This is a genomic window from Martelella sp. FOR1707 (genome assembly GCF_053484265.1).
Map to the genome: position 1 here is coordinate 25,514 of NZ_JBAKFP010000004.1, position 21,320 is coordinate 46,833.

Below are 21,320 nucleotides of genomic sequence, written 5' to 3' on the forward strand. Positions count from 1 at the left end.
ACTTGGCGGGTTTCAAACGGCGGGATAGGCTGAAGCGCCCTACCCCACAAACGCCCGCTCGATGACGAACTGCGACGGCTTGTTGTTGGCGCCTTCGGTCAGGCCGGCGGCTTCCAGAAGCGCCTTGGTGTCCTTCAGCATCTCGGTCGAGCCGCAGATCATGGCGCGGTCCGTTTCCGGGTTCAGCGCGGGAACGCCGAGGTCCTCGAACAGCTTGCCGCTGGCGATCAGGTCGGTGATGCGGCCGGTGCGCACGAAATCCTCGCGGGTGGCTGTGGCGTAATGGTGCAGCTTGCCGCCGACGACCTCGCTCAGGAGTTCGTCGTTCTCGATCTCGTTCACCAGATCGAAGCCGTATTTCAGCTCGGCGACTTCGCGGCAGGTATGCGTCAGGATCACTTCGTCGAATTTTTCGAATGTTTCCGGCTCGCGGATCAGGCTTGCGAACGGCGCAATCCCGGTTCCGGTCGAGAACATGTAGAGCCGTTTCGCTGGCGTCAGTGCGTCGAGCACCAGCGTGCCGGTCGGCTTCTTGCGCATCAGCACGGTGTCTCCGGGCTGGATCTTCTGCAGATGCTGGGTCAGCGGGCCGCCCGGAACCTTGATCGAGAAGAATTCCAGCGTATCGGCCCAGGCCGGGCTTGCGATCGAATAGGCGCGATAGATCGGCTTGCCGTCGACCATCAGGCCGATCATGGCGAACTCGCCTGAGCGGAAGCGGAATCCGGCCGGTCGCGTCATGGTGAAACGGAACAGATGGTCGGTGTAATGCTCCACGCTCAGCACGGTCTCGCCATAAACCCCGGCGGGCAACGCAGTCGCAAGATCGTCGGTTTTGGTCTGCACGTTCATGTCTGGTCCTGTCATTCTGTCTTGTCGGCGCCTTCGATCCGCTTGCGGGTCATATCCTCCAGCGCTCAAATACTACCGCTGGCCGACAATTGCAAAGTCAGCGGCAAATTCTTGGGCTTTCATGCGCCCGCTTGCCGCCGCCAGCTGTAGCCGGGCACCGCGGCGGCGGGTTTTGCCGCGGGCTGGTAGTAGCGCGTCACCGCCGGCAACCGCCCTTCCCCGAGCCGGCGGATCGCGGTCTCATTGGTCACGGCGAAGCTGTCGAAGCCGCAGCGCAGCATATGCACCAGCGGATCGATCAGCACGTCGCCGACGGCGCGCAGCTCGCCGGTATAGCCCAGCCGCTCGCGCAAAAGCGTCGCCTGCGAAAATGCCCGTCCATCGCTGAAGGCCGGGAACGTCAGCGCCACAAGCGCGATCCGGTCGAGATAGGGTGCCAACCGCGTCGGGTCGTCAAACGAACCGAGCACCACGCCGACGGGTTCATTGCCGTCGACGCCATGCTCGATGATCTCGGCGTAGGGCGTGAGCGCGCGCTCGCCCTCGCCCGCCTTGCGGTCTTCGGTTTCCACCACCCAAGGGTCGTTCTCGACGAAGCCGCCTTCTTTCCAGATTGCAGTCATGCGGTGTCTCCTCAGGCAGCCTTGGCTTTTTCGGGATAGAGCGCATCCTTGAAGGGCTGCGCGCCCAGCCTGCGATAGGCCTCGATAAAGGTTTCGGACGCGTCGGCCCTAAGCTCAAGATAGGTATCGACAATCGTCTCCACAGCATCGGTTACCTTGGAGGGCTCGAAGCCGCGGCCGACGATCTCGCCGATCGAGGTGTTCTCGTCCGCCGATCCGCCAAGCGTGATCTGGTAGAGCTCTGCGCCCTTCTTCTCGACCCCCAAAAGACCGATATGGCCGACATGGTGATGGCCGCAGGCATTGATGCAGCCGGAAATCTTGATCTTCAGATCGCCGATCTCGGCCTGGCGCTCGGCATTGCCGAAGCGGGACGAAAGCTCCTGCGCCAGCGGGATCGACCGCGCATTGGCGAGCGCGCAATAGTCGAGCCCGGGACAGGCGATGATGTCGGTGATCAGCCCGGCATTGCCGGTCGCGAGCCCCGCTTCCTCAAGCGCGCGATAGACGGCCGGCAGATCGGCGCGAGCGACATGCGGCAGCACCAGGTTCTGCTCGTGGCTGACGCGGATTTCATCGAAGCCGTAACGCTCCGCGATATCGGCGACCGCTTCCATCTGCCCATCGGTCGCGTCTCCAGGAATGCCGCCGATCGGCTTCAGCGAGATCGTGACCATCGCATAGTCGTCGCGCTTGTGGGCGACGGTGTTGCGGGTGAGCCAGTTGATGTAGCCGGCGTCGGCGGTATCGAACCGGTCGCGTTCGCGGGCCGGCAGTTCCGGCGGTGCGAAATAGGCGCGGATGGCCTCGACATCGGCCTCCGGCAGCGTCAGCTCGCCGCCCTTCAGCGCCTCGAACTCCTGCTCGATCTGCGCTTTCAATTCCTCGACCCCGGTTTCGTGGACCAGGATCTTGATGCGCGCCTTGTACTTGTTGTCGCGGCGGCCGTTGAGATTGTAGACGCGCAGGATCGCTGTGGCATAAGTCAGAAGATCGGCTTCGGGAAGGAAGTCGCGAACCTTCTTGGCGATCATCGGGGTACGCCCCTGCCCGCCGCCGACATAGACGGCAAAGCCGAGCTCGCCGGCGTCGTTCCGCTTCAGATGCAGGCCGATATCGTGGACCTGGATGGCCGCCCGGTCGCGCTCCGCGCCCGTCACCGCGATCTTGAACTTGCGCGGCAGGAACGAGAACTCCGGATGCAGCGACGACCACTGCCGCAGAATTTCGGCATAGGGGCGCGGATCGGCGACCTCATCGGCGGCAGCGCCCGAAAAATGGTCGGCGGTGACATTGCGGATGCAATTGCCCGAGGTCTGGATCGCATGCATCTCGACGCTCGCGAGATCGCGCAGGATCGCCGGAATGTCGGAAAGCTTCGGCCAATTGAACTGGATGTTCTGGCGCGTGGTGAAATGGCCATAGCCGCGGTCATAGGTCCGCGCCACGTGGGCAAGCATCCGCATCTGCCGGGCATTCATCGTGCCATAGGGCACGGCGATGCGCAGCATGTAGGCGTGAAGCTGCAGGTAGACGCCGTTCATCAGCCGAAGCGGCTTGAAGGCGTCCTCGGTGATTTCGCCGGAAAGGCGGCGGTCAACCTGGTCTGCGAACTGGTCCACCCGCTGGGCGACGAAGTCCTTGTCGAATTCATCGTAACGATACATGAGGTCTTACGCCTCCACGCGTTCTGGTTTGGCGGCGGCGTAGCCGGCCGCATAAGGAATGGTCGGGCCTTCGGCGCGGATGCGCTCGCGCAGCCTGAGCGGCCAGATGCGGCCATCAGGGCGCTCCTCGACGTCGATAACGGCGAGGTCGACCACCTTGTTGGCGGACAAGTCGCGCTTGCCGATCTCGTCGAGGCTTTCGATCGCCGCGTCGTGGCGGGCGACGAGCGCGCTCTGCAGATCCTCGCACCAGCGGCCATTGGCATCGAGCCAGACGGCAAGGCCATCGGTCAGGCGATTTGCGGTCAGAACCTTAGCGGACATGGGCAACTCCCTTGAACTTCGTCTGGGCGATCTTGTTATCCTGCGAAAGCGCGCTCGAATGCTTCAGATTGGCGCCGGCAACGGCATCACCGATGATCACCATGACAGGGCCGGAAAGGTCCTCGCGGGCCTCAAGCAGCGCCATCTCGGACAGCACGCCATGGAACAGGCGCTGGTTGTTCCGGCTCGCATTCTCGATTACCGCGATCGTGGTGTCGGCGGGCACGCCCGCCTCCTGAAGCCGGGCGCCGAGCTTGGCGGCGACGGAACGGCCCATATAGACGGCAATGGTGGCGCCCCGGACCGCAAGCGCGGCCCAGTCCGGCAGGGTGTCACCATTGAGGTCGTGGCCGGTCGTAAAAACCAGGGTCGAGGCAACGCCGCGCAGCGTCAGCGGCAGCTCGAAATCGGCAGCCGCGGCGGTGGCCGAGGTAATGCCGGGCACCACCTCATAGGAAACGCCTGCCGCGCGCAGCGCCGCCATCTCCTCGCCGGCGCGGCCGAAGATCAGCGGATCGCCGGATTTCAGCCGCACGACGCGCTTTCCTTCTTTGGCAAGATCGACCAGCAGATCGTTGATTTCGTTCTGCGACTTCGAATGGCAATTCTTGCGCTTGCCAACGGCGATGCGCTCGGCATCGCGCCGGCCCATATCGACGACGGCCTGGGGAACGAGCGCGTCATAAGCGATCACATCGGCTTCCATCATCAGCCGATGGGCACGGATCGTCAGCAGGTCCTCGGCGCCCGGCCCCGCGCCGACAAGCGCGACATGACCCGAGATCGTTGCGCCATCGGCGATGATCTCGTCGGCAAGGCACTCGGCCTCGAGCACCCTTCCCTTTTCGATGGCATTCGCAACCGAACCGTTGAAGAAGCGCGACCAGAAGGCGCGACGCGCAGCACCGCGCGGGATATTGGCGTCGACCTTGTCGCGCAGGCGGTTGGCAAGCTGCGCCAGCGGCCCGAGTGAACGCGGCAGCATGGTGTCGATCTGGGCGCGGATCATCTGGGCGAGCACCGGGCCCGCCCCTTCCGTGCCGATCGCGACGGCGACCGGAGGCCGTGCGACCAGAGCGGGCGTATAGAAGTCGCAATCGTCCTTCTGGTCCACGGCGTTGACAGGGATGGAAGCCGCGCGCGCCGCCTCGGCAATGCGGTGGTCCTGCTCGCTGATCCCGGTTGCGGCAAACACCAGCACCGCGCCATCAAACTGTTCCGGGGCGAACGCCCCTTCCACAAGCTCATAGCCATGCTCGGCGAGAAACGCCCGGTAGTCATCCTCGACGCTCTCGGCATAGGCCATGATCGCGGCCGAGGTCTTGGCCATCAGCCGGGCCTTGGCGAAGGCTTCGTCGCCACCGCCGAAAATCGCAACTTTGCGGCCATCGACCCGGAAAAACGCCGGAAAAGTCGTCAACAAATCGTCTTTCGTGCCCATTGCGCACAGTCCTTCTCAAGATTGGCACAACAATCGCTCTGCGGCGGCAATGTTTGAAGAAACGAAAATGCGCGGGCGCGCGGCATGGAACATTTCATTCCTCATTTCCACGCAAAGCAGGGCAAATTTACCCGCAGCGCTTGCAGGAGGCTTGCGCTGGCACGCCAATGTCCTTTTAAATCAGGCTCTCCAATCTGCCGAACTGGAATCAACGTGGACGACCAGACCCTCACCGACCGCCTCCTTGCCGTGATCGAAGACGATATCCTGCCGAAGACGCTCAAGGGCGTCAGCGGCGGCAACAAGGTTTTCGGCGCGGCGATCCTGCGCAAGGACGACCTGTCGCTGGTGATCGCCGGCACCAATGACGAGACCAGCAATCCGCTCTGGCACGGCGAGGTGCATACGCTGAAGCAGTTCTACGAACTGCCCGATCCGCCCGCGACGCGCGATCTGATCTTCTTGTCGACCCACGAACCCTGCACGATGTGCATGTCGGCGATTACCTGGGCCGGTTTCGACAATTATTTCTATTTCTTCAGCCACGAGGATTCGCGCGACAGCTTCGCCATTCCCCATGACCTCAAGATCATGAAGGAGCTTTACGGCCTGGAGCCGGGCGGCTACCGCCGCAAGAACGCCTTCTTCACCGCACGTTCTATTATCGAGATGGCGGAGGCAAGCGCAGAGCCGGCGCGCAGCGGGTTCATGGAACGGATCGACAGTATCCGGAAAACCTACGCCCTTGCCTCTGATACCTATCAGGCCCAAAAGGGCGACACCAAGATACCGCTCGGCTAAAGCCCGACCTCACAGCAATACGGAGTCCGAAACCGTGGAAGCCTCCCGCGACATCACGCGCCTTCTCGACATCATGGCCGCCCTGCGCACGCCCGAAACCGGCTGCCCGTGGGACCTGAAGCAGGATTTCGACAGCATCAAACCCTATACGATCGAAGAAGCCTACGAAGTGGCCGATGCGATCGAGCGAAAGGATTTCGACGATCTCTGCGACGAACTCGGCGATCTCCTGCTACAGGTCGTGTTCCACGCCCGCATGGCGGAGGAGCAGGGGCTGTTTTCCTTCGGAGACGTCGTCCACGCGATCACCGCCAAGATGATCCGCCGCCACCCGCATGTCTTCGCCGTCAACGCCGCCGACACGCCCGAGGCCGTGAAAATCCAGTGGGACGAGATCAAGCGGCAGGAAAAGGCCGAGCGCGCCGAACGACGGGCGAAAAGCGGGATCACGGAGGACTTCAAGGCGGGCCACCTCGGCGGTGTGCAGCGCTCCTTTCCCGCGCTGACTGAAGCGCTGAAGCTGCAGGAGCATGCCGCCCGCGTCGGCTTCGACTGGTCCGAACCGGAACCGATCCTCGCCAAGTTCGAGGAGGAGATCGGCGAGTTGCGCGAGGCGTTTCAGACAGGCGACAAATCCCGCATTTCCGACGAACTCGGCGACCTGATCTTCGCCGCCGTCAACCTCGCCCGTCAAACGAAGACCGACCCCGAACAGGCGCTGCGCGGCACCAACACCAAATTCCGCCGCCGCTTCAACCATATCGAAGAAACGCTCAATGCCTCCGGCGAGACCCTCGACGAAGCGACGCTGGAACGTATGGAAGCGCTGTGGCAGGACGCCAAGGCGATCGAGCGTCAGCTCGGGTGAGAGGGCGTGTGCCGAAAACGGCCAGCGAAAAGCTCACTCTGGATCGGCTACACGGCCAAACAATCTCCCCCCTTGAGGGGGAGATGCCCCGACAGGGGCAGAGAGGGGTGCAGCGCAAGCCGCTAATTCTGAGCTGATCGGAGAGGGTTCACCCCTCTCTGTCGCTTTCGCGACATCTCTCCCTCAAGGGGAGAGATTGGGTGAGGCGACGCATTACATCATATCGAGGGCTTTGGTTTTGCACGACCTCATCACCGTCAAAACCTGAGCGCATCACTCCGCCAGCATGCTCTCCAGCCGCTGCGCCTCGCCGCCGGCAAGGCGCAGGTCGAGGCTGACGGAGCCGTCCTCGAGATCGCGACGTTCGTCGACAAGAGCGTGCTCGTAGAGCCAGGGGAGCAGGTGCAGTTGATCGGGCGAAAGCGTGATCGTCGTTTCGGTCAGCACGCCCGCAAGCCGGTCGGCGATCCGGTCGACCAACGCATCGACGCCCTCGCCGGAAATGGCGGAGACGGCCATGACGTTCTCGGTGGAGGACGCCCGCGCCATCATCGCATCGTGTTCTTCGGGACCCAGCAGATCGACCTTGTTCCAGACCTCCAGAATACGGGCATTCTGCTCGGCCTCGTCAATGCCGAGTTCACCGAGAATGCGCAGCACATCGGCCGATTGCGCATCGCGGGCGGGATCGGCCATGTCGCGGACATGAAGGATCAGATCCGCCTCCAGCACCTCTTCCAGCGTGGCGCGGAAGGCGGCCACCAGATGGGTCGGCAGGTCCGAGATGAAACCAACGGTGTCGGAGAGGATCACGGTGCGGCCATGCGGCAGCTTCATCCGGCGCAGCGTCGGATCGAGGGTTGCAAACAGCATGTCCTCGGCCAGCACCCCTGCCCCGGTAATCCGGTTGAACAGCGTCGACTTGCCGGCATTGGTATAGCCCACCAGCGCCACGATCGGATGCGGCACCTTCTTGCGTTTGGAGCGGTGAAGCTTTCGGGTGCGGACCACCTGTTCCAGCTCGCGTTCGAGCTTGGTAATGCGCTCGCGCAGCATCCGGCGGTCGGCCTCGATCTGGGTTTCGCCGGGACCGCCCATGAAGCCGCCGCCGCCGCGCTGGCGCTCAAGGTGGGTCCAGCTTCTGACCAGACGGCCGCGCTGGTAATTGAGATGAGCGAGTTCGACCTGAAGCCGGCCCTCCTTGGTGGAGGCGCGCTCGCCGAAGATTTCGAGAATCAGCCCGGTGCGGTCGATGACCTTGGCGACCCAGGCCTTTTCGAGATTGCGCTGCTGCACCGGCGACAGCGGGTGATCCACGACCACGAGACCGATATTGTTCTCGTCCAGCAGGGCGTCGAGCTCTTCGATCTTGCCGGTTCCGAGCAGGGTTGCCGGACGCGGATCGTTGATCGTCACGATCTCGGAGGCCGCGACTTCCAGCCCGATCGCGCGGGCAAGCCCCTCGGCCTCCTGCAGGCGGCTTTCAGGCGCGCGCGCGGACAGCGCGGTGCGCTCGGCTTCAGCCCGCGACTGCTTGATGACCGGCACGATCACGAGAACGCGGGAGGAATCCCTGTTCTCGTATTCGCTCTCGGGAAATTGGGTATTATCGGAAATGGAAGCTCACCTATCAGGAAGCGTTGTCATCGCCCTCGAACATCTGCACCGGCTGGCCGGGCATGATTGTCGAAATGGCGTGCTTGTAGACAAGCTGCGAATGACCGTCACGGCGCAACAGGACGCAGAAATTGTCGAACGACGTCACCACGCCGGTCAGTTTCACGCCGTTGATCAGGAAGATCGTGAGGGAAATTTTCTGCTTGCGAACCGTGTTGAGAAAAAGATCCTGCAAATTCTGAGAACGTTCCGCCATAGCGCCGCTTCTTTCTTTCTCTTGCCGGCCGGGGCCGGTTCCACCTCTTTGTTGCCATCGAAAACGTCAGGGCAACAGATCATGAACTTTTGGTAGCAAATCACCGGCGCTTCCGCAACGGCGAAAAACATGAGCCGTCGAGACTCCTTTTTTGCGGGCCATGCGGGCAGGCCTGATCGCTCAGAAATACTGGATCGAAACCCGGAAGAGCTGCTCCACGTGCCGCACCGCGGAAGCCGCCGCAAACAGGATCACCCGGTCATGCGCCTTGATCTTGAGATCGCCATGCGGCCGGATGACCTCCTCGCCCCGGTAGATCGCGCCAATGCGGATGCCGTCGGGCAGGTCGAGGTCGCGAAACGGCGTGCCGACCAGCGGCGATGTCGCAAGCGCCTCCGCCTCGATCACCTCGGCGGCGCCCTTCTGCACGGCATAGACCGAGCGGATGCGGCCCTTGCGCACATGCTGCAGCACGCGCGAGATCGTCACCGCGCGCGGATTGATATAGGCATCGATGCCGAGCGACTTGGTGACGTCATGAAACGACGGATTGTTCAGGAGCGCCAGATTGGACTTGCAGCCAAGCTGCTTGGCAATCACCGAGGACAGGATATTGGTCTGGTCGTTATTGGTCAGCGCCACCATCAGATGGGCGTCGGGTACGTCCGCCTGTACCATGATGTTCTGGTCGAGCGCCGAACCCTGGATCACGATGCCGTGGTGCAGCGCGTCCGAGACCGCGACCGCCTTGTCGCGGTCCTGCTCGATCATCTTGATGCGGGTCTTGGGCTGCAGATCCTCGATCGACTTGGCGACGAAGAAGCCGATATTGCCGCCGCCGGCGATCACGATCCGCCGCGCCTCCTGCTCCTCATGGCCGAACAGCGCCAGCGTGCGCCGAATATGCTCATGCTCGCACACCACATAGACGAGGTCGCCGGCGAGAATCTGGTCGGTGGAATGCGGAATGATCACCTCTTCATGGCGATAGATTCCGGTCACCGTCGCGTTCAGGTCCGGAAAAAGCTGGCTGAGCTGGACGAGCGGCGTGTTCAGCACGGGGCAGTCGTCATTGCATTCAACGGCGAGCATCGCGATCTTCTCGTCGGCGAAACGCACGATATCGGTGGCGCCGGGGAAGGAAATGCGCCTCAGCACCATCTTGCCGACTTCGACCTCGGGAGAGATGGTAACATCGATCGGCATGTGATCGCGCGAAAACAGGTCCGAATAATGCGAATGCAGATAGCTTTGCGAGCGGATACGAGCGATCTTGGTCGGCACGTTGAACAGCGAATGCGCCACCTGGCACGCCACCATATTGATCTCGTCATGCAGCGTGACGGCGATGATCATGTCCGCCTGATCGGCGCCGGCCTTGGCCAGCATGTCCGGATGGGCGCCATGGCCAACATAGCCGCGCACGTCGAGCAGTTCGGTGATGGCGGTGATGAGCGAGGCGGACGTATCGATAACGGAGACGTCGTTATATTCCTGGGAAAGCCGTTCGGCGATGCCGAAACCGACCTGACCGGCGCCGCAGATGATGATTTTCATAAGAACCCCTCTGGGGTTTGGTATGTTCAGTTGGCCGCAATCTGCCCGGTTTTGGCCTAAATGCCAAGCGACTTCAGCTTGCGGTGCAGCGCCGATCGCTCCATCCCGACAAATTCGGCGGTGCGCGAAATGTTCCCGCCGAAGCGGTTGATCTGCGCCATCAGGTAATCGCGTTCAAAACGCTCTCGGGCCTCTCTCAACGGCAGCGTCATGATATGCGCGTCGCCCGAAGTCTGGATCTGCGGCAGAACGTCGGAAAGGTCGGCCGGCAGCAGATCGGCGGAGATCGGCGCGGACGCGTCCTCTTCGCGCGACAGGATCAGCAACCGCTCGAGATTGTTGCGAAGCTGCCTGATATTGCCCGGCCAGTCATGAGCCTGCAATATCGCCATCGCGTCATCGCCGATCGAGCGCTGGCGGATGCCGGCCTGCTCGCAAAGCTGGCGCATGACGAAATCGACGAGGAAAGGGATATCCTCGCGCCGCTCGGAAAGCGACGGGATGCGCACCGGCACCACCGCCAGCCTGTGAAACAGGTCCTGCCGGAACTGTCCCTCCTGAATTCGCGCCTGAAGATCGAGCGCAGTGGAAGACAGTATGCGGACATCAACCGCCACCCGCCGGCTGCCGCCGACCCGCTCGAACTGCTGGTCCACCAGTACGCGCAGGATCTTCTTCTGGGTTTCGAGCGGCATTTCGCCGATCTCGTCCAAATAGAGCGTGCCGCGATGTGCGCGTTCCAGCGCGCCGGTCTTGCGAGTCCGTCCGCCGCCCGCTTCCACCCCGAAAAGCTCTGTCTCCATGTTTTCAGGCGTGATGGCCGCGGCGTTCAGCGCCACGAACGGGCCCTCGGCGCGCAGGCTCTTCTTGTGCATCAGCCGGGCCACGACCTCCTTGCCGGAGCCGGAGGGCCCGAAGATCATCACGCGGGAGTTGGTGGGGCCGACCTTGTCCACCATCTGGCGCAGTTGCGAGACCAGCAGCGAAGAGCCGACGAGTTCTTCCGGGTCGCCGCTCTTGCGCTTGAGCTCCTGCACCTCGTTCTTCAGGCGCGAATTCTCCAGCGCGCGTTCGGCGATCAGAACCAGCCGGTCGGCCTTGAACGGCTTTTCGATGAAATCGAAGGCGCCGCGCTTGATGGAGGAAACGGCGGTTTCGATATTGCCATGGCCGGAGATCATGACCACCGGCAGATCGGCGTAGCGCGACTTGATTTCCTCCAGCAGCGCCAGCCCGTCGAGACGGCTTCCCTGCATCCAGATATCAAGGAAGATCAGACGCGGAACCCGGTCGGCGATCGCCGCCAGCGCGCTGTCGCTGTCGTGTGCGACCCTGGTTTCGTGTCCCTCGTCGGAGAGAATCCCCGAGACGATATCGCGGATATCGGCTTCGTCGTCGACGACAAGAATGTCAGAGGCCATCTTGTTTCTCCTTGTCCGTTTCCTGGCGCTCGCCGTCGTGAATATGCGGCAGTTCAACGCAGATCATCGCCCCGCGCCCGCCGGCGAAATCCTGCGGCGCATCATGCAGTTCGAGTTTGCCGCCATGCTCCTCGATGATCTTGCGCACGATCGCGAGGCCAAGCCCCGTGCCCTTTTCGCGCATGGTGATATATGGCTCGAGAATCATGTGGCGATTTTCGACCGGCAGTCCCTTGCCGTTGTCGATGAAATCGATGACGTAGCGATCGCGGCTCTCGTCATGGGATGCCCGCACCAGTATCTTGCGTTCACCATCGAACTCATTTGTCGGAACCGCTTCAATGGCTTCCACTGCGTTCTTGATCAGGTTTCCGAAGGCCTGACCGAGCATGCGATCGTCAAACAGTCCCGTCAGAGGCTCATCGCCAAGATCGCGCATGAAGGTCACATCTGTGCGACCCATTTCCAGCAGGAAAATCGCGTCTGAGAGGATGTTGCGCAGGTCGCCTTGCGTCTTGGACGGCTTCGGCATGCGCGCGAAGGACGAGAACTCGTCCACCATGCGGCCGATATCCCCGACCTGACGGACGATTGTATCAGTACACTGATCGAAGACTTTGCGATCTTCCTCGTCCTCGATCTTCCGCCCGAAGCGGCGCTTGATCCGTTCCGCCGAAAGCTGGATCGGCGTCAGCGGGTTCTTGATCTCGTGGGCGATGCGGCGGGCAACATCGGCCCAGGCGGTGGAGCGCTGGGCGATGATCAGGTCGGTGATGTCGTCGAGCGTGATGACATAGGCGTTCGAGCCGTCACGCGAATCCTCGCGCGTGACCTGTACGGAAAGCGTGCGCTCCTTGCCCTTCCTGACGAGATTGATCTGCTGACGGAAATTCTGCCGGCTGCGCCGCATGGCGGCGGTCATCACCAGGTCGATCTCGGGCGATATCTCCTCCAGCCTGCGGCCCAGCAACTCGTCGTCACGTGCCGCCAGAAGCTCGCCTGCGGAGACGTTCACGATCGTCACCATTCGGTTTTCATCGACGCCGATCACCGCCGCGGTCACCCCGGAAAGCACGGCCTCGATAAACCGACGGCGGTCATCGACCTCGTCCTTGGCCACCAGAATCTCGCGCTGCTGTTCGCGGATTTCGGCAACCATCTTGTTGAACGTGCTGGAAAGCCTGCCGACATCGCCGTCGATCGAGCGCACCGGCACGGCAACCTTCATGTCGCCCGAGGCGACCTGGTCGGCGGCCCCGATCAGCATGCGGATCGGCAGCACGATGCGGTCGGCGACCGCGATGCCCGTCCAGATCGCGGCAAGCAGCACGATCAGCGCGAAGCCGAGATAAAGCACGGCGAAGGCGACCTGAATCGAAACCCGGCCCTCCTCCATCGAACTGTATTCGGAAACATTGTCCTCGATCATCCGCATCGCGCCCATCACGGTCGGATCGACCGCGCGCACGGTGTAGAGCAGGCTGTCGGGGATCGCCTCGAGTGCGATAATCGCGCCGACCAGATTGGTGTCGCCCGGCGGGATCAGCGTCGGTGTGCCGGCGGCGGCCTTCTCCAGCGCATCCTTCGGAATATCGGGCAGCGGCTTGTCGTCGCCGAGATCGGCCTCGACGATGACGCTGCCATCCGCGCGCACCAGCGAGGCGCCGAGCAAGCCGCGTCCGCGCGCCTGCCGCGCCATCAGGTCGGAAAAGCCCCGCCGATCGAGCAGATAGAGCGAGCGATTGCGCTCCAGATCGTTGCCCATGGACAGCGTCTGGCCCTGCAGGTAGCTGGCATTCTCCATCATATAGGCCTGCGCCACGTTGAGCGAGGACTGGACGATGGACTGGGTTCTCAGCGCAAACCAGCGGTCGAGACCGGCGTTGAGCGTCAATGTCGCGAAGATCGCCACCAGAATGGCGGGCGTGATCGCCACGATCGAAAACAACGCCACGATGCGGATATGAAGCTGGGCCGCCGCCCGGCCGCGTCTTCGGGCCTTCAGCAGGTGGCTGACTTCCCGCCCGATCAGGAAGGCCATGGCGATGACGAACAACGAGTTGGTCGCCACCAGCGCGATGACCACTTTGCCAGTGGGCTTTATCGGCGTCAGGCCAAGCAGGATGAATAGCGAAAGAAAGGCGGTGATCAGAGCGCCGCTGACAACGAACATGCCGGGCGATCTGAGAATAGCCCGTGCGCCGCCGCGCCCATAAGGCGCGCCCTCGTGGGTCCCCTCCTGATGGACGGAGTGCGTCTCCGCCATGCTGCCCTCTGCAGTCATTATCGCCCTTCTTGTCAGGGCCGGCCCATCATCATGCACCGCCCATGGAGCGGGTGAACGCAGCCGGTCACAGCGACTCGCGCTTTCCCCTTATGGGGAGGATATGCAACAGATTGTGGCACAAATGCAACGGAAAGCTGCAACCGGCGACTTGCATCGTCAGGAACTGCGGGAGCTGCGATAGACCGAAACGCCGAGCTCGCGGATCTTCTTGCGCAGTGTGTTGCGGTTGAGGCCGAGAAGGTCAGCGGCGCGGATCTGGTTGCCGCGCGTGGCCGTCAGCGCCGCCAGGATCAGCGGATACTCGACCTCGTTGAGCACGCGCTCGTAAAGGCCGGAGGGAGGCAGTCCGTCGCCGAAGCCGGCGAAATAGGTGCGCATGTTCTCCTCCACCGCCTGGGCGATGGTCGGCATGCCGTTCCTGACCGTTGCGCCCTCGGCGGGCGCTTCCGGCTGATCGGCCTGCAATTCCTGTTCCACGATCTCGCGGGTGATGACTTCCTGCGGGTAAAGCGCCATCAGGCGGCGGACGAGATTTTCCAGTTCGCGGACATTGCCCGGCCAGGCATAGGACTTCATCGCGTCCAGCGCCTGCTGCTCGAAGCGCTTGCCGCCGAGCCCCTCGACCTCGCCCTCATTGACGAAATGGCGCACCAGATCGCCGATATCCTCCGCCCGTTCGCGCAGCGGCGGCAGGCGCAGCGGCACGACGTTGAGGCGGTAGTACAGGTCTTCGCGGAACAGGCCCTGATTGATCGACTGTTTCAGGTCCTTGTTGGTTGCGGCCACGATCCGGACATCGGTGCGGATCGGCGTACGCCCGCCGACGGTGGTGTATTCGCCCTGCTGGAGCACGCGCAGAAGCCTGGTCTGCGCATCCATCGGCATGTCGCCGATTTCATCGAGAAACAGCGTGCCGCCCTCGGCCTGTTCGAACCGGCCGGAAGACCGCGTCTGCGCGCCGGTGAAGGCGCCCTTCTCGTGACCGAAAAGCTCCGACTCGATCAGGTCGCGCGGGATGGCCGCCATGTTGATCGCCACGAACGGGCCATTGCGGCGCTTGCCGTAATCATGCAGCGCGCGCGCCACCAACTCCTTGCCGGTACCGGATTCGCCGGTGATCATCAGCGTCAGGTCGGTCTGCATCAGGCGGGCCAGAACGCGATAGATTTCCTGCATCGCCGCCGAGCGGCCGACAAGCGGCATGCCGTCCTGCATGTCGTCGCCAAGCTTGGCCGGCTTGCGCTTCGGCTCCGACAGGGCGCGGCCGACGATCGCGATCAGCTCGGTCAGGTCGAAAGGCTTTGGCAGATAGTCATAGGCGCCCTTCTCCGATGCGCGCACCGCCGTCATGAAGGTGTTCTGCGCGCTCATGACGATCACAGGCAGTTCGGGACGCGATTTCTTGATGCGCGGCAACAGGTCGAAGGCGTTTTCATCCGGCATCACCACGTCGGTCAGCACCAGATCGCCCTCGCCGGCGGAGACCCAGCGCCACAGCGTGGCGGCATTGGAGGTGATGCGGACATCATAACCGGCCCGGCTCAGCGCCTGGTTCAGCACGGTGCGGATCGCCGCGTCGTCATCGGCAACAAGAATCGTAGCTGTCATGTCATGTATCCATATTCGGGCTGGCCATTTCCGGCGGCAGCGGCAATACGTCTTTCGAGACCGGCATGAGAATGCGGAAGGTGGTGCGGCCGTTCATGTTCTCGCACTCGATGATACCGCCATGACCGCCGATGATCTTGGCGACCAGCGCAAGGCCGAGGCCGGTGCCGTTCGGCTTGGTGGTGATGAACGGATCGAACAGATGCGGCATCAGGTCGGCCGGCACGCCGGGGCCATTGTCCTGCACGCAGAATTCCAGCGGCAGAGAAATCTTCTCCCTTGTGCCGGCGACCGACATGCGGATGCCGGGACGGTAGGCCGACGTCAGGATGATCTCGCCATCCGGCTTGTCGCCCACGGCTTCCGATGCGTTTTTGATCAGATTGAGGAACACCTGAACCATCTGGTCGCGATTGGCGAAGACCTGCGGCAGCGACGGGTCGTATTCCTCGGTGATCTTGATGTTGCGGGCGAAGCCGGCCTTGGCCACCGCCTTCACATGATCGAGCACGGAGTGGATGTTGAGCGGAACTCGATCGATCGGCCGCTCGTCGGAAAACACCTCCATCCGGTCGACCAGCGAGACGATCCGGTCCGATTCATCGCATATCAATCGGGTCAGCGCCCGGTCATCGTCGCTGGCATTGGTTTCCAGAAGCTGGGCCGCGCCGCGAATACCGGAAAGCGGGTTCTTGATCTCGTGGGCGAGCATCGAGGCCAGCCCGGTCACCGAACGGGCCGCCGCGCGATGCACTAGCTGCCGGTCGATCTTGTCGGCCATGGAGCGGACCTGGAAGACGAGCACTACGGCCCCCTCCTCGCCCACGGGCGCGACATAGATATCCACCAGCTTGTCCTGCCCGAGCCGCGGTGACGACAGGTCCACCCGGTACTCGTTGACAGGTGCCCGACGCTCGCGCACTTGCGCGATCAGCGCCAGAAGCGGGCTGTCGAAGGGAATGAAATCAGACAGCGTCTTGCGCGACAGATGTGCTGCGCTGGCCCCGAAGAAAACCTCCGCCTCCCAGTTGGTATAGGAGATGCGGCCATCCTCCTCGACCAGCACGACGGGATTTTGAATCGCGTTCAGAACCTGAAGAGCGACGGCTTCCGCGCCGAGGCGCTGGCTGCCATTGCCGATGGCGGAATTCATGCCGCTTTCCTTTCGGGCGATGCGTGTTCGAAGATGGCGGCAAGCTGAGTGGTCGCGAAATCCGGGTCGTCGGCGGTCATGATCGAAGACCGCGCCTCCGCGCCGACGCCGGGCGCAAGCCGCTCAAGGTACCAGCCGAGATGCTTGCGCGCATGACGGACGCCGACGGCCCGCCCATAGAAGCCGATCATGGCCTGATAGTGCTCGATCGCGATCCGCGCCTTCTCGTGAAACGCGGGCTCAGCCCGGCCCGCCAGATAGCCGGCATGCCAGGGGCGGCCCTGACAGGATCGCCCGACCATCACCGCCGTAATCCCGGGACGCGACAGCAGGTATGCGGCATCTTCCCGGCTCTCGATATCGCCATTGGCGATGAAGGGTACGGAGACGACCTCGGCAACGCGCTCGATCGCCTGCCAGTCCGCCTCGCCCTTGTAGAACTGCATGCGGGTGCGGCCGTGGACGGTGATCGCCTGGACTCCGGCTTCTTCGGCGCGCTTGGCGAGATAGGGCGCATTGATGCTGTCATGGTCCCAGCCGAGCCGCATCTTGACCGTGACCGGCACGTTGACCGCGCCCACAGTCGCCTCGATGATTTCAAGCGCCCTCTCCGGCTCGCGCATCAGCGCCGATCCGGTATAGCCGCCGACCACCTTCTTGGCCGGGCATCCCATGTTGATGTCGATGATATCGGCCCCGTTCGCCTCGGCGATCCGCGCCGCCTCCGCCATGTAATGCGGATCGCGTCCGGCAAGCTGCACCATATGCGGCTTCAGCCCCGCACCGCGCAGCCGTACCCAGCTTTCGGCGGTGTTGAACGTCAGTTCGCGGCTTGCGATCATCTCCGTCACCACCAGCCCCGCGCCGTGCCGCCAGGCAAGCGCGCGAAACGGCAGATCGGTGACGCCGGACATCGGCGCCAGAATCACGCGGTTGCGGATCTCGATCGGGCCGATCCGAAAAGAATCTGATGGTTTGCGGTGAGGCAAATGGCTATCTTTCATGCAGCACATCACTTTGCCCTATTTTTAGACAAGACGCCTTTCCTTGCCAAGCGTTTTCGCTGGCGCCTCACAAAATTTAGGCAGATGCTGGAAAATTGGGTCAATCCGGGTAAGTTCCGGCCAACAGGAATCAACACGCAGGTTCTAGCCGAACATGGCAGCAGGTGAAAGCTACAATCCAGGGGTTGTCGTGGTTGCAGCCGGGCGCGGCGAACGCGCCGGCGCGCCTGAGGAAGGACCGAAACAGTATCGCCTGATCGGCGGCATGCCGGTGATTGCCCACACCTTGCGCGAATTTGCCGCATGGGGCGGCGCGACAGCCGGCATCGTGGTTGTCATTCACCCGGATGACGAGGCCCTGTTTGCCGATGCGCTTTCTCACCTGGCGAACCACGACGCCATCCGCTTCGTCCACGGCGGCGTGACACGGCAGCAATCGGTGCTGCGCGGCCTTGCGGCGCTCGCGGCGAGTGCGCCCAGCCATGTGCTGATCCATGACGCGGTGCGGCCCTTCTTCGATGCGGCGCTGCTTGAGCGGGTATCCGAGGCGCTCAATGCCGGCCACGATGCGGTCCTTCCGGCCGTGGCCGTTGCCGATACGCTGAAGAAGGCGGATAGTGACGGCAATGTGGGCGACACCGTCTCGCGCGCGGGCCTCTATGCCGCCCAGACCCCGCAGGCCTTCAGTTTTCCGGTTATTTACGACGCCCACCGCAAGGCGGCGGCCGAGGGCCGCACCGATTTCACCGATGATGCCGGGATCGCCGAATGGGCCGGTCTTCCGGTGCGACTGGTCGACGGGCTCGCCGACAATGTGAAGCTGACCTACAGGAGAGACATTGCCATGGCCGACGAGAAGCTGTCGCGCACCCTGATCGCCGATATCCGCACGGGCAATGGCTATGATGTTCATCAACTGGTGCCCGGCGACGGCGTCACGCTCTGCGGCGTCAAGATACCGCATGACATGGCGCTTTCCGGCCACTCGGATGCCGACGTCGCCTTCCACGCGCTGACGGACGCCCTGCTCGCCACCTGCGGGGAAGGCGATATCGGCGATCATTTTCCGCCATCCGACCCGCAATGGAAGGGCGCGGCCTCGCACATCTTTCTCGCCCACGCGGCAAAGATCGTGCGCGGCAAGGGCGGCGTGATCCTCAATGCCGACGTTACCCTGATCGCCGAAGCGCCGAAGATCGGCCCGCACCGCCTTGCCATGCGCGAGAATATCGCGGCCTGCCTCGGCATCGATCTCGGGCGCTGCTCGGTCAAGGCGACGACCAATGAGACCATCGGCTTTGTCGGCCGCCGCGAGGGGATCGCGGCGATCGCCACGGCCAGCGTGAATTATGGAAATGTGACATGATCGACGCCGATATCGCCGAACGCGCCCGCACGCTGATCGAGCATTGCAAGGCCGCCGGCCTTACCATCGCCACCGCCGAATCCTGCACCGGCGGACTGGTGGTTGCCGCACTGACGGATATCGCCGGCTCCTCGGCCGTGGTCGATCGCGGCTACATCACCTATTCCAACGAAGCAAAGATGGAGATGCTCGGCGTCAGCGCCCGCACGCTGGAGGCCCATGGCGCTGTCTCGCGCGAGACGGCGCTGCAGATGTCGGCGGGCGCGCTGTTGCGCTCCGGAGCTGATCTGGCGGTCGCGGTCACCGGCATCGCTGGCCCGTCTGGCGGCAGCCCGGAAAAGCCGGTCGGTCTCGTCCATCTCGCCGCGCGCGATCGCAGGGGGCACCTTCACCATATCGAAAGCCGCTACGGCGATATCGGCCGCCACGGCATCAGGCTTGCCACCGTGCAGACGGCGCTCGGCATGCTGGAGGGGCTGATTCAGGCGTAGATTTCGTCCGCCCGCGCCTCGAAGGCCTCGGAGAACTTGCGGAAGGCGCGCTCGAACATCGAGCCCATCATCGCGCCGAGAATCCGGTTCTTGAACTCGTAGTTAATGTAGAACTGGATGGCGCAGGCGCCCTCGCCTTCCGGCTCGAACCGCCAGCGATTGTCGAGAAACCGGAACGGCCCGTCGACATAGCTGACATCGATCTTGCGCTCGGCCTGATTGAGCAGCACCTGGGTGGTGAAGCTCTCGCGTATGCCCTTGTAGCCGACCGTCATGTCGGCGATCAGCAGCGTCTTGCCGTCCTTCTCGCGCGATGAGCGCACGGTCAGCGCCTCGCAAAGCGGCAGGAATTCCGGATAGCGTTCAACGTCGGCAACCAGATCGAACATGCGATCGGCGGAATGGCTGACGTGGCGGGTTGTCTTAAACTCAGGCATGGTGTTTCAGCTAATGCGCCGGGAAGAAAATGGCAAGTGCAACGGATCGCCGGTGCGCAATTTCGCGTATGACGGTGGATTTCGCAACCGCAACACGCTTCCCCCTTGCAAATTGCGCCGCATACCGGATAATCCATGTCGTATCGCGCTGGGAGAAGCCACGTTCATGTGGTGCCGAAGGAGCAACCGCCCCGGAAACTCTCAGGCAAAAGGACCAGCGCGAGGTTCTGAACTCTGGAGACAAGGTCACGGTTTTTCGCCGGGGCTGGCCGAAGGGATAATAATCTCAGGCAAACGGGACAGAGGGGGCTCATTCGCTTTGGCGTTCTTTGGAACGCCAACCCTTGAGCCGGCGTTTTTCCTGAAAGAACGCAATCCGGAGGCAATCTCGTGGTCTCACAAGAACCGTTGAAACAGACCCCGCTTCACGCGCTTCATCTGGAGCTTGGCGCCCGCATGGTGCCGTTTGCCGGCTACGACATGCCGGTGCAATATCCGATGGGCGTTCTCAAGGAACATCTCCATACCCGGCAAAAGGCCGGCCTTTTCGATGTCTCGCATATGGGACAGGTCTGGCTGAAGCCGATTTCTGGCAATCTCGCCGATGCGGCATTGGCGCTGGAAAAGCTGGTGCCGGTGGATATCGCCGGACTGAACGCCGGCCGTCAGCGCTACGCCTTCTTCACAAATGACGACGGCGGCCTCCTAGACGATCTGATGGTCGCCAATCGCGGCGACCACCTGCTTGTGATCGTCAACGCCGCCTGCAAGGATGCCGATCTCGCCCATATGAAGGCGCATCTTTCCGACCTCTGCAATGTCGAGGCCTTCTTCGAGGAAAAGGCGCTGCTGGCGCTGCAGGGCCCGAAGGCGGAGGATGTGCTCGCGCCGCTCTGCCCGGCGGTGACCGACATGAAGTTCATGGATGTGCGCGCCTGCGAAGTTCTCGGCGTCACCGTCGTCATCTCCCGCTCCGGCTATACCGGCGAGGACGGGTTCGAGATTTCCGTGCCGGCCGACAAGGCCGAGGAACTCGCCCGCGCGCTGCTGGCGCATGAGGATTGCGAGGCGATCGGCCTTGGCGCGCGCGATTCGCTGAGGCTCGAGGCCGGGCTCTGCCTCTATGGCAACGACATCGACGAAACCACCACGCCGGTCGAAGCCGCGCTCGTCTGGGGCATCCAGAAGGCCCGCAGGCCGGGCGGCATTCGCGGCGGCGGTTTTCCCGGCCAGGAGCGGATATTCCGTCAGCTTGAGGAAGGCGTGCGCCGCAAGCGCGTCGGCCTGAAGCCCGAGGGCCGCGCCCCGGTGCGCGCGCCGGCGAAGCTCTTTGCCGATGACGCTGGCGAGCACGAACTCGGCCACGTCACCTCCGGCGGCTTCGGCCCTTCCGCCGAAAGCCCTGTCGCCATGGGCTATGTGTCCGCCGAACACGCCGCCACCGGCACCACCATTTTCGCCGAGGTGCGGGGCAAATATCTGCCCGTCACCATCGCCGACATGCCTTTCGTCACACCCAACTACAAGCGCTAACAAGCGGGAACACT

20 protein-coding genes and 1 riboswitch are annotated in these 21,320 nt (G+C 63.0%); of the genes, 6 read left to right on the forward strand and 14 right to left on the reverse strand.

All coding sequences use genetic code 11. The annotated features are described in order from the left end of the window. Positions 1–39: 39 nt before the first annotated feature. The 5 genes from V6765_RS11480 to cysG all read right to left on the reverse strand — a co-directional run bounded on the left by V6765_RS11480 (position 40) and on the right by cysG (position 4,907). Positions 40–852, reverse strand: a complete 813-nt coding sequence (locus V6765_RS11480; protein ID WP_448428858.1) for a ferredoxin--NADP reductase — start codon at positions 850–852, stop codon at positions 40–42. 119 nt (positions 853–971) lie between these two features. Then, positions 972–1,475, reverse strand: coding sequence for a DUF934 domain-containing protein (locus V6765_RS11485; RefSeq protein ID WP_448428860.1), 504 nt, complete (start codon positions 1,473–1,475; stop codon positions 972–974). Positions 1,476–1,486: 11 nt separating this feature from the next. Continuing rightward, positions 1,487–3,142 carry a nitrite/sulfite reductase gene (locus V6765_RS11490; protein ID WP_448428862.1) on the reverse strand — a complete coding sequence of 552 codons (1,656 nt, stop codon included), beginning with the start codon at positions 3,140–3,142 and terminating at the stop codon, positions 1,487–1,489. 6 nt (positions 3,143–3,148) lie between these two features. Further along, the gene (locus tag V6765_RS11495; protein ID WP_448428864.1) at positions 3,149–3,466 is read right to left on the reverse strand and encodes a DUF2849 domain-containing protein; all 318 of its coding nucleotides are present in this window, start codon (positions 3,464–3,466) and stop codon (positions 3,149–3,151) included. Continuing rightward, positions 3,456–4,907 carry a siroheme synthase CysG gene (gene cysG / locus V6765_RS11500; protein WP_448428866.1) on the reverse strand — a complete coding sequence of 484 codons (1,452 nt, stop codon included), beginning with the start codon at positions 4,905–4,907 and terminating at the stop codon, positions 3,456–3,458. Before cysG ends, V6765_RS11495 begins: the two co-directional genes overlap by 11 nt. 213 nt (positions 4,908–5,120) lie before the next feature. On the opposite strand from cysG, the gene V6765_RS11505 reads away from it, so the two are divergent. Together V6765_RS11505 and mazG are read left to right on the forward strand one after the other, a co-directional pair. Further along, entirely contained in the window at positions 5,121–5,708 is a 588-nt protein-coding gene (locus V6765_RS11505) for a nucleoside deaminase (RefSeq protein WP_448428868.1), read from the forward strand. A 34-nt stretch (positions 5,709–5,742) separates the two neighbouring features. After that, complete coding sequence (mazG, locus tag V6765_RS11510) at positions 5,743–6,576, forward strand: nucleoside triphosphate pyrophosphohydrolase (RefSeq protein WP_448428870.1); 834 nt, start codon at positions 5,743–5,745, stop codon at positions 6,574–6,576. Between the two features lie 273 nt (positions 6,577–6,849). On the opposite strand, the gene hflX is transcribed toward mazG, so the two are convergent. The 8 genes from hflX to dusB form a co-directional block, all read right to left on the reverse strand. After that, positions 6,850–8,193: a GTPase HflX gene (hflX, locus tag V6765_RS11515; RefSeq protein ID WP_448429849.1), complete on the reverse strand. Its 1,344-nt coding sequence runs from the start codon at positions 8,191–8,193 to the stop codon at positions 6,850–6,852. 13 nt (positions 8,194–8,206) lie between these two features. Beyond that, the gene (hfq, locus tag V6765_RS11520) at positions 8,207–8,449 is read right to left on the reverse strand and encodes an RNA chaperone Hfq (protein ID WP_018063272.1); all 243 of its coding nucleotides are present in this window, start codon (positions 8,447–8,449) and stop codon (positions 8,207–8,209) included. Between the two features lie 180 nt (positions 8,450–8,629). Further along, the gene (gene trkA / locus V6765_RS11525; protein ID WP_448428872.1) at positions 8,630–10,006 is read right to left on the reverse strand and encodes a Trk system potassium transporter TrkA; all 1,377 of its coding nucleotides are present in this window, start codon (positions 10,004–10,006) and stop codon (positions 8,630–8,632) included. Between the two features lie 56 nt (positions 10,007–10,062). Beyond that, a complete protein-coding gene (ntrX, locus tag V6765_RS11530) occupies positions 10,063–11,427 on the reverse strand; it encodes a nitrogen assimilation response regulator NtrX (protein WP_448428874.1) in 1,365 nt (454 codons plus the stop codon). Next, complete coding sequence (locus tag V6765_RS11535) at positions 11,417–13,693, reverse strand: ATP-binding protein (protein WP_448428876.1); 2,277 nt, start codon at positions 13,691–13,693, stop codon at positions 11,417–11,419. Before V6765_RS11535 ends, ntrX begins: the two co-directional genes overlap by 11 nt. A 177-nt stretch (positions 13,694–13,870) precedes the next feature. Then, positions 13,871–15,322, reverse strand: a complete 1,452-nt coding sequence (gene ntrC / locus V6765_RS11540; RefSeq protein ID WP_448428878.1) for a nitrogen regulation protein NR(I) — start codon at positions 15,320–15,322, stop codon at positions 13,871–13,873. Between the two features lies 1 nt (position 15,323). Further along, a complete protein-coding gene (locus tag V6765_RS11545; RefSeq protein ID WP_448428880.1) occupies positions 15,324–16,475 on the reverse strand; it encodes a two-component system sensor histidine kinase NtrB in 1,152 nt (383 codons plus the stop codon). Next, complete coding sequence (dusB, locus tag V6765_RS11550) at positions 16,472–17,488, reverse strand: tRNA dihydrouridine synthase DusB (RefSeq protein ID WP_448428882.1); 1,017 nt, start codon at positions 17,486–17,488, stop codon at positions 16,472–16,474. The genes V6765_RS11545 and dusB overlap by 4 nt, the downstream gene beginning before the upstream one ends. On the opposite strand from dusB, the gene V6765_RS11555 reads away from it, so the two are divergent. From V6765_RS11555 to V6765_RS11565, 3 genes are read left to right on the forward strand one after another with little or no spacing between them, the layout of a single operon-like run. Next, a complete protein-coding gene (locus V6765_RS11555; protein WP_448429879.1) occupies positions 17,465–17,647 on the forward strand; it encodes a hypothetical protein in 183 nt (60 codons plus the stop codon). The genes dusB and V6765_RS11555 overlap by 24 nt on opposite strands. Further along, positions 17,634–18,845, forward strand: a complete 1,212-nt coding sequence (locus tag V6765_RS11560; RefSeq protein ID WP_448428884.1) for a bifunctional 2-C-methyl-D-erythritol 4-phosphate cytidylyltransferase/2-C-methyl-D-erythritol 2,4-cyclodiphosphate synthase — start codon at positions 17,634–17,636, stop codon at positions 18,843–18,845. Before V6765_RS11555 ends, V6765_RS11560 begins: the two co-directional genes overlap by 14 nt. After that, complete coding sequence (locus V6765_RS11565) at positions 18,842–19,336, forward strand: CinA family protein (RefSeq protein ID WP_018063262.1); 495 nt, start codon at positions 18,842–18,844, stop codon at positions 19,334–19,336. The genes V6765_RS11560 and V6765_RS11565 overlap by 4 nt, the downstream gene beginning before the upstream one ends. Here the strand turns inward: V6765_RS11565 and V6765_RS11570 are convergent. Further along, positions 19,327–19,773 carry a type II toxin-antitoxin system RatA family toxin gene (locus tag V6765_RS11570; RefSeq protein WP_230721924.1) on the reverse strand — a complete coding sequence of 149 codons (447 nt, stop codon included), beginning with the start codon at positions 19,771–19,773 and terminating at the stop codon, positions 19,327–19,329. The two genes, V6765_RS11565 and V6765_RS11570, sit on opposite strands and share 10 nt — an antisense overlap. 139 nt (positions 19,774–19,912) lie before the next feature. After that, positions 19,913–20,000, forward strand: a riboswitch (glycine riboswitch). 163 nt (positions 20,001–20,163) lie between these two features. On the opposite strand from V6765_RS11570, the gene gcvT reads away from it, so the two are divergent. Continuing rightward, the gene (gene gcvT / locus V6765_RS11575; protein ID WP_448428887.1) at positions 20,164–21,306 is read left to right on the forward strand and encodes a glycine cleavage system aminomethyltransferase GcvT; all 1,143 of its coding nucleotides are present in this window, start codon (positions 20,164–20,166) and stop codon (positions 21,304–21,306) included. Positions 21,307–21,320: the final 14 nt, after the last annotated feature.